Raw genomic sequence first — 18013 nt, forward strand, 5'->3', positions numbered from 1 at the left:
TGGCGTCCAGCATCTCGTCAACCGTTTCACCCGCGTCATCGGTCAGGTTGCGGGTGCCGCGCTCACCCACGCAGGACTCCTCGCCCACGATTACCGCACCGGCGGTTTCTACGATCATGGGCAGTTTCCAATTGGGTACGGCCTGGGGGCACCCGGACACGAGAATGCGGGGGGTGTTTTTCGGGAAGACGCCCGCTTTAGCTTCAATTCGCTTTTCCAGTTCATCACAGATCTTGTTCACCGATTCCGTAAACCGGGCCGGGTTGTCGTAAAAGAAGACCTGGTTGGCCAGCAGGGCGTCTAATCCCGAGATCGGCGCCGGATCGGCTTTGCGTAGGGACGAAAGCCGGTGGATGGCGGCACGCTTGGCGTTGACCGTATGGATGGCCGCTTTCAGCTTTGCGGCGGTTACCGAGACGCCGGTGAGTTTCTCGACAGCCGTTGTGAAGCGCTTGTACTCGGACCTGAGGAGTGCCTTGCCCTTTTCCGATTTGACCTGGGGCAGATCCATGACATAGAGATTTTCAACCAGGTCATTCAGGGATTCATAAGCCTTCTTTTTTCCGTCGCAGGTGTTTTCGCCCACGATCATGTCAGCACTTTCCAGATAGGGGCACACCTTGCCGATCTTGAATCCGAACGACGATTTGATCAGGGCACAGGTGTTGCGCGGCAGCAGTTTCTCTACATCCTCCGTGGCGAAATCGGCCCCTGAACACAGGCCGACCAAGGTGGCGTTGGCGGCCAGAACGATCTCTTCGGGGACAAACACGCAATAGGACCCGATGATTTTGCGTCCGGACGCTTTTTCGTCCAGCAACTCCTTGATGCGCAGCCCGTGGACCTCGCTCATGACAAAGTCGAAGTAGCTCATCCCCTCCGGGCGCTTCTTCTGGGCCAGATAAATGTCTTGATAAGCCTGACCCAGAACGCCCAAAAGAGCGTCATGCGCTTCTAAATCGAGTCCTAAATCGGCCCACATGGATCGGTAATCTGCACTCATTCGTTGCTCCTTTCCTTGAGATGTATGATTCCATTCCAGCAAAAGCGTGGAAGGGTTTATGCTTTTCAGTTGATTAGGATCCGGGAGAGTTCGGTCGGGCTATCGCATTTTCAACACAATTGAATGGCCCAGTGACGATTCGGTGATGTTAGGTTGGATATGATGTTGGCACGCGGTTTCGTCTAACAAACCCGGTTAGATGGGAGAACCCTCACGTAAAGCCAGAATCATATTTCATATGGAAGACACCCTAAAAGGCTGGATTGAGAGACTGGTCAATACCTTAGCAACGGGTGATATGTCCAATACTTAGTATCGATATCGTTATTGTATTGTATTGATTATACCTATTCACAGCTCTGGAGCTGAGTTGAAAAGGGTTTTGGCTTATTGCGTCCCATTTTTGCGAAATGGGACGCATTGGAGGACAATTACGTAGAAAAGTGGCTATCTGTCGTTGCTTTTCATTCCTTCCAACTTGGAGGCATGGCAAGATACTACACGAATCGACTGTGTTCGTTTTCGTGAAATAGCCATTTTGTACCTGCCTGATCAATAAGGTTCAAGAACCAGGTCTACAGACCATCCATCCTAAATATTTTATAAAATTCCCGGCCCGATTTACTTTTTATTATTTTGAACTTGCCAGAATTGAATCACAGATTATGGTTTGGTATTAAATTTGTGCTATTCGTTTAACAAAAACGTTACTGACGTCCTGTTACAGACAGTTTGGTGTGAATGAAGGATTCCGCTCAATAGTTGAGAGGTAACATTGATCGACAAACGTCAACGCAAGATAGTGGCGCTAAACGCCGATGTAGTCGGCTATAGCAGGCTTGTATCCGACGATTTAGAATCAACAACGGCAGCAATGTTGAGGATCCGGCAACTTGTTGATTCCAAAATCACCGAGGGAGGTGGCACGCTGATTGACTTTATTGGAGACAACTTTATGGCTGCCTTCGAAGATGCGATGGATGCCGTAAAGAGTGCAATCGCTATCGCCGCCGAAATTGAGATCGCAAATATAGATATCCCTGGACCTCGTCAGATTCGTTTCCGCATGGGAATTGACCTCGGAGACGTTACTGTCACCGGTGGCCGATACTTAGGCGATCCCTTGAATATCGCTTCACGAATCCAATCCATTTCAAGGTCTGGTGGTCTGTGCGTATCTGGAAGTGTTTACCGCGCACTTGATGAGCCTGCTTTGCGATTCCGTCCAATTGGGCAGCAACGGTTAAAGAATATCTTTAGAGAAATAGAGGTTTACGAATTTGCCGACCTGCCTACCGATAGCACGGTGGCGGCCGAGAGGAAGTCGCTATCGCTTGAGTCACCGACCGTAGCTGTCTTACCAATTCATACCGAAGGGGCGGACACGTCCGTAACTGCAATGGCCGGCATCCTTCGAGTCGATCTGATTCATAGGCTTGTCAGAGTCCCGCAACTGAGAGTTATCGATGCTAAGAATGAAACCAGTGGAAAACGTTCGGTGATAGCCGCGCGCTACATGCTCGAAACCGGAGTCCATCAGTTCAGAAACAAGGTCCGTCTCTACGCCACGCTCTTCGATGTCACGACTATGAATATTGTCAAGTCGTATAAGTGGATTGTTCAAGCAGAAGCTCTTGTCGACTTATCGGACCGCTTTGTCGATGATGTCGCCCGATCAATTGAGATTGAACTGATCGTGGGAGAACCTGCCGGTCTATACTCGGAACTGGACGATCCCGATGCTATTGGAAAGATTTATATGGGTTGGTACTATTTGAGATCTGACACACGGGAAGGTTGGGCGCGTGCTCTGGAACTTTTCAGTCAGGTAGCACAATCGCATCCGGATCAGCCATACGGACACGTTCTCTGGGCGTTTACCAATTGGATAGGAGCGGCAAACGAATGGACACCCGATCCTGATGTGGCGATATCGAAGGCACGCGAAGAGACGCAGATCGCTCTTTCCGTGGGTGATCCCACAGGTATGGCCCGGGCTGTTGAGGCTTCCATCCTAATGGTCGAGGGCCGTCATAAAGAAGCCCTTGCACTTGTCGAAGAGTTGGGAATAATTCGGCCCACGTGTGACGTCACCTATGGCCTTGAAGGAAGTGTGCGGCGATATATGGGGCAATGGGAAAAAGCAATCGAACTCCTGGACACCGCCATGCGCCTTACAGGGATTAACAAGCCCTGGTACCCAACAGTCAAAGCCTGCGCGCTTTTTGTGGGCGGCAGGATTGAACAGGCAGCGATCGTTGCTGAAATGGTTCTTGACTACCAACCAAATAACCTGGAAGCACTCCTTGTTTTGATAGCTTCGCAGGTAGAGATGGGTCTGATCCGCAGGGCAAAAGCGACCACCGAGGTAATCCGGGAACGTTTTCCCTCTGTCGATATGGGAGTATGGCTCGACAAGAGTCCTTATAAGATCCAGGGATTGGTTGAGCGCTGGAAAAAGGATCTTGCTTTAGCAGGAGCGATCGAGGCGATATAGGCAATCGTACTTGGCTATCCAGATCGTATCTGTAACATATCGACTATATTTGTAACCGTCGACATTCAAAGTGCTGTTTTTGATCCCTGCGGAAATGTTCCAACGGAAGGTGATTTTTTGACTGTCATGCGACAAAACCTGGCCAATCTCGAACCAGTCTTTCGTTGATGAACATTTCCGGAAATTAAAAGAAATGAATTCCTGAGTTGTGCACAACAAACCTTCACTCACACCCGAGTGCAGGTAGCTGCTACATGTCTTGATTCATAACTTTTAATGTCACCTTGTTTTTTTTATCTATCCGTATTGTTTGTGCCGCCATTCCAATGTTGATCACTTGTCCGAACCATATACCTTCTTCAGTTTCAGGCTTTGATTCAGATAGGCTTCCAGTTTCCGCTGCACCCTGCCATAGAGCGTGTCGGGCGGGAAATTGCCGTCGTCATCAAGTGCGCCGGCAGGTGTCCCAGTGAGGATTTCGATGCCTTCTTCAATGGTGGCGACCTGCCAGATCTTGAACTGACCCTGCTTGACCGCGTCGACGACGCTTTTTTTCAGCATCAGGTTTTTCACATTGGCCGCCGGGATCATCACGCCCTGACGGCCGGTCAGTCCCTTGCTGCGGCAGACGTCGAAGAAGCCTTCGATCTTCTGGTTGACCCCGCCGATGGCCTGGACCTGACCCTTCTGGTTCACCGACCCGGTGACGGCAATGCCCTGGCGGATGGGGAGTTCCGACAGGCTGGAAAGAATGGCGTACAGTTCCGTGGACGAGGCGCTGTCGCCGTCGATGCCGCTATAGCTCTGCTCGAAGGTCAGGCTGATAGACAGGCTCAGCGGGTAGCGCTGGGCAAAGGTGCGGCCCAGGTAGCCGGAGAGGATCAGCACGCCCTTGTCGTGGGTCTTGCCGGACAGCTTGGATTCGCGCTCGATGTTGACGACGCCGGCTTTCCCCATGAAGGTTTCGGCGGTGATGCGTGAGGGCCGGCCGAAGGCGATTTCACCCATCTGGTAGACGGCCAGGGCATTGACCTGGCCGACTTCCTCGCCGGCCACGTCGATCATGATGGTGTCTTCCACATAATTTTCGTGGATCTTCTCTTCGTACAGGTTATAGCGGAAGCGATACTCCGTGAACGCCTTGACCACGTGAACGGAAGCCACCCGGTCGGCATCGTCCTTTCTGGCCCAGTAATCGGCCTCTTTGATCACCCCCACCACGGATCCGAATCGCAATGACAGCTTGTTTTTGCTGTCGATGGCTTTCTCGCCATACTCGACCACGGCCGCTACTCCGTCCGGGGTAAACGGCAGCAGGTTTTCGTCCCGGCAGACCCGTGCGATGAATTGGGCATAGAGCCTGACCGTCTCGTCGGTACGGACCACCTCATAATCGAAGTCCGCCCGCACGCGGAAGATTTTGTTGAATTTGGAATCATAGTTCTGGAGAAGTTGAAAGGGTTCGTATCCGCCCAGCAGAATCACCTTTACGTCCAGCGGCACCGGTGTCGGCCTCAGGGAGGCGGTGCCCATGCCCATGTCGTGGGCCATGTCCTCGATGCAGAGCATCTTGTTCTGCAGGGCGCGCTTGAGCGATTCCCATACCTGGGGATGGGCCAGCACCGCTTCCACTTCCAGGATGAGAAAACCGCCGTTGGCCTGCAGGAGAGACCCGGACTGAACCATGGTGAAGTCAGTGATCAAGGTACCCATGAAGGCCTTTTTTTCGATACGGCCGAACACGTTCTGGTAGGTGGGATTGGTCTCGAACGCTACCGGCGCCCCTTCCATGCCGGAGCGGTCCTGCAACACGTTGACCCGGTAACGGTTCAGGGAAAGCTCCCTGGCATCCTCAGTCGAAGTGCCGTTGCCGTCCGTTTCCTGTTGCGGGGGCATGAAGAGGGCCACATTGTCCACCATGTCTTCCTGCAGTTCATCCAGGAACTGTAGCACCTCCGGTTGGTCCTGGTAATTCTCACGGACCAGGTCCAGACGGTTTTTAACGACAAACCGGGCCAGTTCGCCCGCCAATTGCTGGATTTCCTTTTGCTGGGTGTGGTTGATCCGGTTGACTTCCCGCATGGCCGCCTGGATCTCTTCCTGGAAGGACTGAACGGTTTGTTCGATGCCGGCCCGCTCATCTTCGGAAAGGCTCGCGAAGTCCTCATCGGTATAGGGCGCTTCCCCGTTCATGGCGATGGTCTGGTAACCTGACGGCGTTTTTTCCAGTTTCAGGTGCTTTTCCAGGGCCGATCGGTCCAGCGCCTCGAAGTGTTCTTTTATCAGATTCCCGTTTTTTTTCTGGATCTCGACGACTTTCTCACGAAAGGGATCCGTCTGGAACTCTTTGGGTAGACGGATCTTGAGGTCGCTGACCAGCCGGTTGAGGCTTTTGGCAAACCGGGCGGCATGGCCGGGATGCACCGGCAGGGCCCGGGGACGATACTCATCCTTGAAATTATTGACCATGCACCAGTCCGACGGTGTGGGCAGGGCCTTGGCCGCTTTATGGACGATTTCCTGGACGATGGTGGTCTTGCCGGTGCCTTCCGGACCGGTGACGAAGATGTGGTATCCGGCGCTTTTCATCTCCAGTCCGAAGGTGATGGCCCGCACCGCCCGCTCCTGTCCGATCACCTGGTCCAGTGGTTCGATGTCGGCGGTGGTTTCGAAATTGAACATGGTCGGGTCGCACAAGCAACGCAGATCGGAAAGATTTACCTCGTTTTGAACGGTCATGAAAGCTCCTGAATCATGGATGAGGGTTCATTCAATGGTTTTTTTTCGGACCGGTTGGACGGACGGCAAACGATTATGATGAGATAAAGGATGGCCGGGCGGGTGTCAAGACTTGTCCCTGTCGTCGTCGGGCAAAGACGGCAGGTGAGCAAACCAAACGCCCAAAGGTGATGGCCACCTCCGGGCGTTGATAAGCGCTGTCGCTATAATCCAAAGGAACGTCAGCCGTCGATTTTCTCCTGGGTTTCCGTGACCGTGAGCTTTACCCTGAGAGACAGTTCGTCCAGCTGCGCCTTGGCAGCCTCCGACGGGGCATTGGTGAGCAGGCAGGCGGCGCGCTGGGTCTTGGGGAAGGCGATCACGTCGCGGATGGACGGTTCGCCGCATAGCAGCATCACCAGACGGTCGAACCCGAAGGCGATGCCCCCGTGGGGCGGGGCGCCGGACTCCAGGGCGTCGAGCAGAAAACCGAATTTTTCCTGGTAGGCCGCCGGCTGCATACCCAGCGCGGCAAAGACCCGCTGCTGCAGTTCCATGTCGTGGATACGAATGCTGCCGCCGCCCACTTCAAAGCCGTTGAGCACCAGGTCGTAGGCCCGTGAGCGAACGGCCAGGGGTTCGCTCTCCAACCGGTCGTAGTCTTCTTCCAGGGGGGCGGTGAAGGGGTGGTGCAGGGCCTGGTAACGTTTTTCCACCTCGTCATATTCGAACATGGGGAAGTGGGTGACCCAGACGAAGTCGAAGCGGTTGTCGTCGATGAGCCCCAGCTGTTTGCCCAGGTGGTTGCGCAGGTGTCCCAGGGCCTCGTTGGTGACCTTGGGCTGGTCCGCGACGAAGAAGACCAGGTCGCCGGGGGCCATGTCGATACGCTCGGCCAGGCGGGCCTTTTCGTCGTCGGTGAAGAACTTGGCGATGGGGGACTGCCAGGCATCCTCGCGCACCTTGATCCAGGCCAGGCCCTTGGCCCGGTAGACGGCCACGAAAGCGGTCAGGTCGTCGATCTCTTTTCGTGAGAAATCAATGCACCCCTTGGCGTTCAGGGCCTTGACGATACCGCCGTTCTTGACCACGTTGGCGAAGACCTTGAAGCCCGAACCTTCGACGATGTCGGAAACGTCCTTGAGCTCCAGGCCGAAGCGCGTGTCGGGCTTGTCCAGCCCATAGCGATCCATGGCCTCGGTGTACGTCAACCGGGGGAAAGGGCGGGGCGGTGATTGACCCATGACCTCCTCGAACAGGCTGACCATCATGCCCTCGCTGACGGCCATGAGGTCTTCCTCGCCCACGAACGACATTTCCATATCGATCTGGGTGAACTCCGGCTGGCGGTCGGCCCGCAAATCCTCGTCCCGGAAGCAGCGCACGATCTGATAATAGCGGTCGAAACCGGATATCATCAGCAACTGCTTGAACAGCTGGGGCGACTGGGGCAGGGCGTAGAACTGGCCGGCGTTGACACGGCTGGGAACGAGATAGTCCCGGGCGCCTTCCGGGGTGCTCTTGGTCAGCACCGGGGTCTCGATGTCAAGGAATCCGTTGTCGTTCAAGAAGCGCCGCACCGATGCGCCGGCCTTGTGCCGGGTGATGATGTTGCGCTGCAGCGGCGGGCGCCGCAGGTCCAGGTGCCGGTTTTTCAGTCGGATGGGTTCGGAGACATCCACGTTGTCTTCGATCATGAACGGTGGGGTCTTGGCCGGATTGAGAATTTTCAGTTCGTCCACCAGCACCTCGATCTCACCGGTGGGCAGCTTGGCGTTGACCATGCCGTCCGGCCGCGGCTCCACCCGGCCGCGGACGCCAATGACGAATTCGCTGCGAAGGGTGTGGGCTCTGGCATGAATATCCGGATTGATCTCCGGGTTGAAGACCACCTGGGTAATCCCCTCCCGGTCGCGCAGGTCGATGAAAATAACGCCGCCATGATCCCGCCGTCGCAGGACCCAACCCATCAGCGTGACTTCCTTGCCCATATCCCGGGCACTCAGGGCGTTGCAGTGATGGGTTCTTCTCATGTCGCCGAGTATCTCAGCCAATAGAATGCTCCTTTTTGGTAAATGTTTCGATCAATGTATCCACGACTGCGGCAATGGGGATATCCCGCTGGGTTTTGGCGGCCATGTTCCGGAGTACCACCGTCCCCGATTCCAGCTCGCTCTCCCCCACGATAAGCACCCGGCCGACGCCGGCGCGGTTGGCTTGTTTCATCTGGGCCTTCAGGCTCTTGTCTCCATAGTCCATGGCGGTGCCGATACCATTGAGTCCCAGGGCGGTCGACCATTCGAAGGCGAGTTTCCTGGCCGGTTCACCCAGGGCGGCGATATACAGGTCTGGCGGTCGAACGCCAGCCGGCGTGTTCAAGGCGACGATTTCCGCCAGGCGGTCGAAACCGATGGCAAAGCCGATGGCCGGAACCTCGGGGCCGCCCAGGGACCCGACCAGCCCGTCGTAGCGCCCGCCGCCCGCAACGGCGCTCTGGGCGCCCAGTGCGCCGGTCTGGATCTCGAAGGCGGTGCGGGTATAGTAGTCCAGGCCGCGAACCAGCTGCTTGTCCACGTGGTAGGGAACGCCCAGCCGGGTCAGCATATCGGTGACCGTCGAAAAATGGCTGCTGCACGCGTCGCACAGGTAGTCGATGATGGCCGGGGCACCCTTCATGGCCTCCCTGCAGCCGGGAACCTTGCAGTCCATCACCCGCAGGGGGTTGCGGTCCTTCCTGCGCAAACAGTCGCTGCACAGGGCTGAAGCCGCCTCGGCAAGCAGGGCGGACAGGGCCTGTTTGAACCGGGGCCGGCAGGCCGGGCATCCCAATGAGTTGACGTGGGCCGTGGTGTCGGTCACGTTCAGTCGCTCGAACAGGGTGCGCAGCAGAAGAATCAGTTCCACATCCGCGTAAGGCGCCGCCACACCGAAAATTTCCGCATCGATCTGGTAGAACTGGCGGTAGCGTCCTTTCTGAGGACGTTCCCGGCGGAACATGGGGCCGATGGTGTAGAATTTGCGGACGGGGTCCTGGGCGTACATTTTGTGCTGGATATATGACCGGCAGATGGATGCGGTGGCCTCGGGACGCAGGGTCAGCTGATCACCTTTGCGGTCGGCAAAGGTGTACATCTCCTTTTCCACGATATCCGTGTCTTCGCCGATGCTGCGCGCGAACAGCTCGGTCTTCTCCATGATGGGAATGCGGATTTCCCGGTAGCCGAAATCTTCGAACAGGCCGATGGCGGTGCGTTCGATCAGCTGCCACAGCTCGGTTTCACCCGGCAGGATGTCCTTGAATCCTCTGATCAGTTGTATGTCTGGTTGGCTCATGGGTCAAACAATACCTTTCGGGCAGCCTGCAACCCCTTGATTCGGTGTCACTAAGGTCTGCCGGCGAACGTTTACACGTAAACCTGAACGTTTATCCCAGGCCTTCGCGGATAGTCAACATTATTTTGCCGCAAATGGAACGGTCTCATCGTCAATCGGCAAAATCGGCAAGGACGCAGGCCAGTAGCAGGGTGCGTTCGGAAAGGCTGGCTTTGAGCATGTATTCGTCGGCGCTGTGGTCCCCGCCGCCGACGGGCCCCATGCCGTCGAGCACCGGGATACCGGCCTGGGCGATCGTGTTGGCGTCGGAAACGCCCGGGCGATGCTCCGGGCTGAGGGCCAGGCCCAATCGCCCGGCGATTTTTTGGACGCGGGTATACAGGCGCCGGTTGGCATCACCGGCGGGCATGGGCGGTCGTCCGGAGATGATTTCCAGGACGGCGGCGGTGCCGGCCACGCGGGTATCGGCAACGATCCGCTCCAGGCGGGTTTTCAGCGCTTGGCCATCTTCAGGGCGGTTGAACCGGAAGTCCAGGCGGGCCTCGGCGCGTTCGGCAACGCTGTTGGGGCCGATGCCGCCGGTCACCGTCCCCACATTGGCCGAGATGCCCCTCGTCGGGTCGTTGAGCGCCTCGATGGCCAGGGTCTTGTGGGCCAATTCCAGGATGGCGCTGGCCTTGTCGGCCCCGGCAAAGGCGGCGTGGCCGGCCCGACCGGTGATGGAGAGCCTGGCGGAGAGGTTGCCCTTTCTCGACGTAACGACCTCACCGTTGAGTCCGCCGGCTTCGAGTACAAAGGCGCAGTCACTTTTCCCGGCCTCCCTGAGGATCAACGCCCGGGAGTTTCCGGAGCCGATCTCTTCATCGCCGTTAAGGATGAAAACCAGCGGGATGCGGCTTAACCGACCGACGGCACCAAGGGCCTTGAGGGCGTAAATCCCCGCTACCAGTCCCCCCTTCATGTCGATGACACCAGGACCGTAGGCCCGGGTGTCGTCTTCCCGATAACCGGTAAACGCCGTGTCCGCGGGAAAGACCGTATCCATATGGCCAACCAGCATCACCCCACCGGCGCCGGACGATCGGCAGGGGGTGCGAACAACCAGCTGGTTGCCGGTGGCATCCGTTTCGATCGCCTCGACGGCCAGGTCGCATCCGGCCAGTGCGCCGGCGACCACGCGGCCGACCGCATCAACGCCGCTCTTGTTATGACTGCCGCTGTTGATGAGGACCATTTTCTTCAACAGGGCGAACATCTGACCGTGGTGGTTTGCCAGATAGCTTCGCAGCAGATTGTCCATGGCGGTCTCGCTCCCGCTGGCTGGTGTCGGGGGTGGCATGATGGTCCGGATTAACAGCCCCGCCGGCAAATGGCAATCTTTTTGTAAATTGCCGACAATAAAGGCGTTGCGGCCATTTCGCATTGTTGACACGAGGGCTGATTTTGGATACCGTGATTGTTCTCCCACAACGGCTGAAAATCCATCACCATCAGGATGGCACCATGATCATTGGGCTGGATGTAGGCGGTACCCACACGGATGTGGTCCTTTTAGGACAAGAGGGGCTGGCGCGGCAGATCAAGGTCCCCACCAACCCGTCGGACCTGTTTGGCACCGTGCTCACGGGCCTGGAAAAGATCACCGAAGGCATCGATCCCGCCCGTATCAGCCGGGCGGTGCTATCCACCACCCTGGCGACCAACCGCATCGTGCAGGGCCGCATTCCCGAGGTGGGGATGATCGTTTCCGCCGGTCCGGGTATGGATCCCGAGCTGTTTCGAACCGGCCCGCACTATCACACGGTGACCGGGGCCATCGACCACCGGGGCAGACAGATCACGCCCATCGATGAGGATCAGGTGCTGAAGGTGGCCGACAGCCTGAAGGAAAACGGGATTCGATACGTGGGGGTGGTTTCCAAGTTTTCCGTCAGAAACCCTGCCCACGAGGTGGCGATCGGTGGACTGCTCGGCGATCGTTTCGAAAAGGTCTTCCTGGGCCACCGCATCGCGGGACAGCTCAATTTTCCGCGCCGCATCGCCACGACCTTTCTGAATGCCTCGGTCTACCCCGTTCACAAGGATTTTTTCGAGGCCGTGGTCAATTCACTGGCCAAAAAAGGTCTCGGCATGCCCATCCGCATCCTGAAACCCGATGGCGGGAACATGCGTTTCGATGCGTCCATCGACCATCCGGCCCAGACCATCCTGTCCGGGCCGGCGGCCAGCGTCATGGGCTCCGTGGCCTTTGCGCCCAAGGATGAAGCCTGCCTGGTGCTGGACATCGGCGGCACCACGACGGACATGGCGGTGCTGGTCAACGGCGTACCGCTGCTGGATCCGATGGGCATCAGTATCGGGGAACACAAGACGCTGATCCGATCCCTGGAAACGGTTTCCATCGGTGTCGGTGGAGACAGCGCCGTGCGGGTGGTGGACGGAAACATACATATCGGACCTGACCGCCTGGGAATGGCCATGGCCTACGGCGGGCCGGTGCCCACCCCCACGGACGCGATCGTTTTTCTGGGTATCGGAGATGGCGGCGATGCGGAAAAAGCCCGGGAGGCGATCCAGTCGGTGGCCCTAAGCCTGGGAACCGATCCCCAGGATGCGGCCAATCGGATTTTCGAGCAGGCCTGCCGGACGATTCTGGATGAAGCCGGTGCCATGATCGAGCGCATCAACGCCAAGCCAGTCTACACGGTCCACGAGTTGTGGGAGGGCTATCGCCTGCAGCCCCGACAGATTCTGGTGCTGGGCGGCCCGGCTCCCTGGTTTGCTGCGGGCCTGGCACGGTTGAGCGAGTGTCGGGTGACGGTGGTTCCCCGGTGGACAGTGGCCAATGCGATCGGCGCCGGTCTGGCCCGCACCACCTGTGAGGTGACCTTTTTTGCCGATACGGAGCGGGAAGTCGCCACCGCACCGGAAGAGAACTTCACCACCGTGATTCCGTCCACCTACACCAAGGATGATGCTATCGGCGCGACCCTGGATCTGCTTCGCCGCAAGGCCATCGCCCGGGGTGCCAATCCCGAGCACCTTGAACTGGAAGTCATCGAGGCCATGTCATTCAACATGGTCCGCGGATTCTATACCACCGGCAGGAACATCCGCGTTACGGCCCAGGTCAAACCCGGCCTGATCCACGGTTACGACCCCATTGCGGAAAAAATCTTGGACAGCAGTTCCACCTGAAAACGGAGCCCGCCATGCTGCGCGCCAAACATAAAACCGGCCTGGTCTTTTTTCCCGCTTTCGACTGGGCCATCAGCCCCACCCACCCGGAGCGGGAAGAGCGGCTGCTCTACACCCAGGATCAGGTGTTCGAAGAGGGCATCCTGGACATCGAGGGCATTGTCGAATACAAACCCGACCTGGTTACCAAAAAGGATGTCCAGCGGGTCCACTTTTGCGTGCCGGACCTATGGGCCGTGATGACCGAGTCCCATTTCATCAGCGCCGGCGGCGCCAAGACCATTGCCATGGCGGTGATGGACAAGCAGGTGGAGCGCGGTTTCGCCCTGGTACGGCCGCCGGGGCACCATGCCAACCGGGTGGTCCACGGTGCCAGAGGGTTCTGCAATGTCAATATCGAAGCCATCATGATCGAGTATATCCGCCAGGCCTACGGGGTCAACCGGGTGGCCATCGTGGACACCGACTGCCACCACGGCGACGGTACCCAGGATATTTACTGGCACGATCCGGACACCCTGTTCATCTCGATCCACCAGGACGGCCGCACCCTCTACCCCGGCTCGGGTTTTTTGAGCGAACTGGGCGGGCCCAATGCCGTGGGCCGCACCATCAATATTCCGCTGCCGCCCAATACTTCCGGGGAGGGGATCCTGCATGCCATCCGGGAGGTGGTGCTTCCCATTCTGAAGGAATTCCAGCCGGAGATTGTGGTCAATTCGGCCGGACAGGACAATCATTATTCGGATCCCATCACCAATATGAATTTTTCGGCCCAGGGATATGCAGCGCTGACGACCCTGCTCAAACCCGACATCGCCGTTCTGGAGGGCGGTTATGCCATCGAGGGGGCGCTGCCTTACGTGAATGCCGGCATTATCCTGGCCATGGCCGGCATGGACTACAGCCACCTTCAGGAGCCCGATTTCGACCCCGTGAAGGTGCGGCAGTCGCCGGAGGTGTCCCGCTGGGTGCACAAAACCTGCGACAAGGTGCTGGAAAACTGGCACCAGCGCCGGCACCTGGCCGAGGTCTACCGGGGTGATCACCAGCTCATGAGCCGGGCCCGCGATATCTACTACGATACCGACAACATTCATGAGCACCAGCAAGAGACCATCCGGGTTTGCGACAGATGCGGGGGCGCCCTGAAAATCGACTCCGCCGCGCAGGGCATGAAACATATCCTGGCGGTGCACATTCCGCGAAACGTCTGCGAGGGTTGCCGCCAACAGGGCTACCAATGGTTTGATTCGGCCGACACGAGCCAATACGACAAGATTTACCTTCAGGACCGTTCCGGAGATGTAATGAAAGAGAAGACCGAACCGTCCTAGTGCCCATCCATATCCACGAGACCTCATGCGTTTTTACCGACAGGCCGCCATTCGACCCAACCTGGAACGACGCGCCCGGATAGTCGAAGCCGTCCGCGCCTTTTTTGGCGCGGCGGGATTTCTGGAAATTGAAACGCCGATGCGCATCCCGGCACCGGCGCCGGAGATCCATATCGACGCCCAGGAAACGGGAGACTGGTTTTTGCAGACGTCGCCCGAACTATGCATGAAACGGCTGTTGGCCGCCGGTTATGAGAAAATATTCCAGATTTGCCGCTGTTTCCGCAAGGGAGAGCGCGGCGGCCGCCACGTGCCGGAAATGACCCTGCTGGAGTGGTATGCGGCAGGCATGAACTATCTGGACCTGATGAACCAGTGTGAGGCCTTGATCGGTTTTGTGGCCTCCCGCATCGACGCTGGCCACCGGCTCGTCTATCGGGGTCACACGGTTGACCTGACACCGCCCTGGGAGCGGCTGACCGTGGCCGGGGCGTTCGAGCGGTTCGGCGGGATGACGCCCGAGCAGGCGCTGGACAGGGGATGCTTTGACGAGATCATGGGCCTGGACATCGAGCCGCAGCTCGGAATCACGCGGCCGCTGTTTCTCTACGACTACCCGGCCCGCTGTGGCGCCCTGGCCCGGCTCAAGCCCACCGATAACTCGGTGGCCGAGCGTTTCGAACTTTATATCGCTGGCATGGAACTGTGCAACGCCTTTTCCGAACTCACCGACCCGCGGGAGCAGCGCGCCCGTTTCGACAACGATAACCGGGCCCGGAGGGCGGCCGGCAAAACGGTGTATCCCGTTGCCGAACCGTTTCTCCAGGCCCTGGAACACATGCCGCCGGCTGCCGGAAACGCGTTGGGACTCGACCGTCTGGTGATGCTTTTTACCGGCGCGGCATCAATCGACGAGGTGGTTGCATTTGTACCGGAAGAGCTATAGTGCCCGTCCATAAATGGCACCTCTCGGCCCAGGCCGGTGTTTTCCTTATTTTGACATCCTCGACGGTGTGCGGTTTTGCTTGCTTCGACATCTAAAAGCGGGTGCTGAGCTTTATGCGGTTCATTTTTTCAATGCGGCCTATTCCCAAGGCGATACCCATCGCCTCGCCTTTACGTTGAATCCGAGTTGGCCGGTTCCTTCGTTTGCCAAGCCGCATTTTTCTGGTTATCTTTGTCGACTCTGCCGATGATTACAATAAGGAGAAACGAATGAACGATCTAAAACGCACAGTGTTGCATGACTGCCACATCAGATCAGGTGCCCAGATGATGCCTTTCGGCGGCTGGGACATGCCGGTCATGTACAGCGGGGGGATCCTTGCCGAACACTTGGCCACCCGCAAGGGTGCCGGCCTGTTCGATGTCTCCCACATGGGTCGCTTTGTGTTTCGGGGTTCACGGGCGCTGGAATTTTTGCAGTATGCGCTGACCAACAACGCCGAGGCCCTGGATTCCCCCGACAGGGGTGCCCAGTACACACTGATCCCAACCGCAGCCGGCACGGCGGTGGACGATGCCTATCTCTACCGGTTCGAAGCGGATGAATATCTGCTGGTGGTCAATGCCGGCAACCGTGACAAGGACTGGCAGCACTTCCAGGAACTGCTGAAGCATTTCGACCAAGTGGAACTCATCGACCGCAGTGACGATCTGGCCATGGTCTCGCTGCAGGGGCCGGCATCCCGTTCGATGGTCTCTGCAATCATCGAGGCCGGGCGTTTGCCGGAACCGGCGAGAAACGCACTGAGCACGGTTACGATCAAAGGTTCCACGGTTTTACTGGCCCGCACCGGATACACCGGTGAACCGTTGGGCTTCGAGCTGTTCATACCCCGCCATGCGGCGGTTGCCGTGTGGGACCTGCTGGTGGAAAAAGGAGCGACCCCCGTGGGTCTGGGCGCCCGGGACACTCTCCGGCTGGAAGCGGCATTGCCCCTTTACGGCCATGAATTGGGCACGGATGCCGACGGCAATGAAATACCGATCTTTGCCTGCGCGCTGGCCAAGTTCGGCGTCAGTTTTTCTCCGCTGAAGGGCGATTTCATGGGGCGCCGGCCCCTGGCGCGCCAGCACGACGCGTTCCGGAAAATTCTCTTCAGGGATTTTTCGGCCATGTCCGATCTTCCCCGGATGATCCGGCCGCTGGTATTGGTCGGGCGCGGCATCGCCCGCCAGGGGGCTAAAATTTTTGACGGTGACCGGCTCGTGGGGACCATTACCAGCGGCACCATGGTGCCCTATTGGGAATTTGCCGGCCAAAGCGTCTATGCCGACCCCGGCGATACGAACCAGCGGCGTTCCATCTGCCTGGCCTATATCGACAGTGATATCCTCGACGAGGCCCCGCTGTCGGTTGAGATCCGCGGGAAACAGGTGGCGGCCATGGTGGTGCCCTATCACATGCGCAGCGAATCGCCACCGTATACCCGGCCCATTTTGTACGACCACGGTCGGGCACGAAAGGCCGTTGAATCGGATACCACCCAGGCCGATGCCCTGCGCCTGCTGGAGAAAGCCGCGGCCAACCACCGCTGGCGCCAGCGGTCGTGCATCAACCTGATCCCCTCGGAGATGACCGCCTCTCCCCTGGTGCGCATGCTTTCCATCACGGATCCGTCATTCCGCTACGCCGAGCACCGCAAGCTGAAAGCCTACTACGATGCCGATGTGTTCTACTACCAGGGCTGCGATTTCATCGATGAGGTGGAAGCGCTGCTGGTCGAGGAAATGAAGCGCTATTTCGGGTGTGCCGAGGTGGAGACCCGGGTGATCAGCGGGCAGATGGCCAACACGGCCGTATACAGCGCCATGCTGGACTACATCAACCGGGCCGACCGCAAGGTCGAACCCCGGCGGATGCGCAAGGTGATGAACAACCACATCGGCAAGGGCGGCCATCTCAGCGCGCAACCCATGGGTGCCCTCAGGGATTTCGTGGCCCGGGATCCTGCCGCGGAACGGCCGGCGGTGATCAACTTCCCGGTCCTGGCGGACAATCCCTTTCGCATCGACGTGCCGGCCACGCTGAAGCTGATCGACCGGCATCGGCCCGAGTTGATTATCTTCGGCAAGAGCATGGTCATCAGCAGGGAACCGGTCGCGCAAGTCCGGGCCTTTCTGGACCAGCAGGGCATCGACGCGGTGGTGATGTACGACATGGCCCATGTGCTGGGACTGGTGGGCCCGCATTTCCAGGACCCGTTCAAGGAGGGCGCCGACCTGGTCACCGGTTCGACGCACAAGACTTTTTTTGGCACCCAGAGGGGGGTGGTGGCCAGTCGCTATGAAGCGACCGATGAGCGTTATGCCCTCTGGGAGGCCATCGAGCGGCGAACATTTCCAGGATCGGTGTCCAACCACCACCTGGGGACCCTGGTGGGGCTCCTGCTGGCCACCTATGAGATGAACCATTTCAGGGACGAATACCAGTCTGCCGTCATATCGAATGCAAAGGCCTTCGCACGGGCGCTCAGCGATTGCGGCCTGCATGTGGCCGGTGACCCGGCCGAAGACTTCACCGAAACCCACCAGGTGCTGGTGGATGTCGGGTATGCCAGCGGGCCGCAGATCGCCCGGCGGCTGGAAGCCAACAACATTATCTGCAACTACCAGGCGGGGCCCGAAGACGAGAGCTTCTCCGCTTCCGGTATGCTGCGCATGGGGGTGTCGGAAATGACCCGCTTCGGAATGGGCCCCGAAGGATTCCAACAGCTGGCCCAATTGATGCGGGATGTCGTTAAGGATGACAGGCAGGTAACGGAAGAGGTGACCCGGCTGCGAGAGCAATTTCTGGACATCCGGTTTTGTTTTGACGCCGATGCGTTTGATGAACAGATGAAAAAGCTGATGGAGATGGTGATATAACGATCAATCCCGACGATTGATTACTGTTCAGATCTCACTGCCTTTTTTTTAGGTATG

10 protein-coding genes are annotated in these 18013 nt (G+C 58.1%); 5 read left to right on the plus strand and 5 right to left on the minus strand.

The features are described from left to right. The coding region (locus ACZCED_RS19930; protein ID WP_464861528.1) for a 2-hydroxyacyl-CoA dehydratase at nt 1–1003 on the minus strand (1003 nt) is incomplete at its 3' end. A gap of 775 nt (nt 1004–1778) precedes the next feature. Between ACZCED_RS19930 and ACZCED_RS19935 the strand changes: the two genes are divergently transcribed. After that, a complete protein-coding gene (locus ACZCED_RS19935) occupies nt 1779–3500 on the plus strand; it encodes an adenylate/guanylate cyclase domain-containing protein (protein WP_462970062.1) in 1722 nt (573 codons plus the stop codon). A gap of 333 nt (nt 3501–3833) precedes the next feature. Here ACZCED_RS19935 and ACZCED_RS19940 read toward each other — a convergent pair whose 3' ends face one another. The 4 genes from ACZCED_RS19940 to ACZCED_RS19955 form a co-directional block, all read right to left on the minus strand. After that, the gene (locus ACZCED_RS19940; RefSeq protein WP_464861529.1) at nt 3834–6239 is read right to left on the minus strand and encodes an AAA family ATPase; all 2406 of its coding nucleotides are present in this window, start codon (nt 6237–6239) and stop codon (nt 3834–3836) included. 221 nt (nt 6240–6460) lie between these two features. Next, entirely contained in the window at nt 6461–8272 is a 1812-nt protein-coding gene (gene aspS, locus ACZCED_RS19945) for an aspartate--tRNA ligase (protein WP_462970064.1), read from the minus strand. Next, nucleotides 8265–9551, minus strand: a complete 1287-nt coding sequence (gene hisS, locus ACZCED_RS19950) for a histidine--tRNA ligase (RefSeq protein ID WP_462970065.1) — start codon at nt 9549–9551, stop codon at nt 8265–8267. Before hisS ends, aspS begins: the two co-directional genes overlap by 8 nt. A gap of 151 nt (nt 9552–9702) precedes the next feature. Next, complete coding sequence (locus tag ACZCED_RS19955) at nt 9703–10851, minus strand: M20 family metallopeptidase (protein ID WP_464861530.1); 1149 nt, start codon at nt 10849–10851, stop codon at nt 9703–9705. Between the two features lie 203 nt (nt 10852–11054). Here ACZCED_RS19955 and ACZCED_RS19960 point away from each other — a divergent pair, with 203 nt between their 5' ends. The 4 genes from ACZCED_RS19960 (at nt 11055) to gcvT (ending at nt 17956) form a co-directional block, all read left to right on the plus strand. Next, complete coding sequence (locus tag ACZCED_RS19960; RefSeq protein WP_464861531.1) at nt 11055–12749, plus strand: hydantoinase/oxoprolinase family protein; 1695 nt, start codon at nt 11055–11057, stop codon at nt 12747–12749. A 14-nt stretch (nt 12750–12763) separates the two neighbouring features. Further along, nucleotides 12764–14086: a histone deacetylase family protein gene (locus ACZCED_RS19965; RefSeq protein WP_464861532.1), complete on the plus strand. Its 1323-nt coding sequence runs from the start codon at nt 12764–12766 to the stop codon at nt 14084–14086. Nucleotides 14087–14111: 25 nt separating this feature from the next. Continuing rightward, a complete protein-coding gene (gene epmA, locus ACZCED_RS19970; RefSeq protein WP_462970069.1) occupies nt 14112–15032 on the plus strand; it encodes an EF-P lysine aminoacylase EpmA in 921 nt (306 codons plus the stop codon). 269 nt (nt 15033–15301) lie between these two features. Then, nucleotides 15302–17956 (plus strand): glycine cleavage system aminomethyltransferase GcvT, encoded by a 2655-nt coding sequence (gene gcvT / locus ACZCED_RS19975; RefSeq protein WP_464861533.1) that lies wholly within the window; start codon nt 15302–15304, stop codon nt 17954–17956. Nucleotides 17957–18013: the final 57 nt, after the last annotated feature.

The sequence above is a fragment of the Desulfosarcina sp. genome (genome assembly GCF_055467485.1).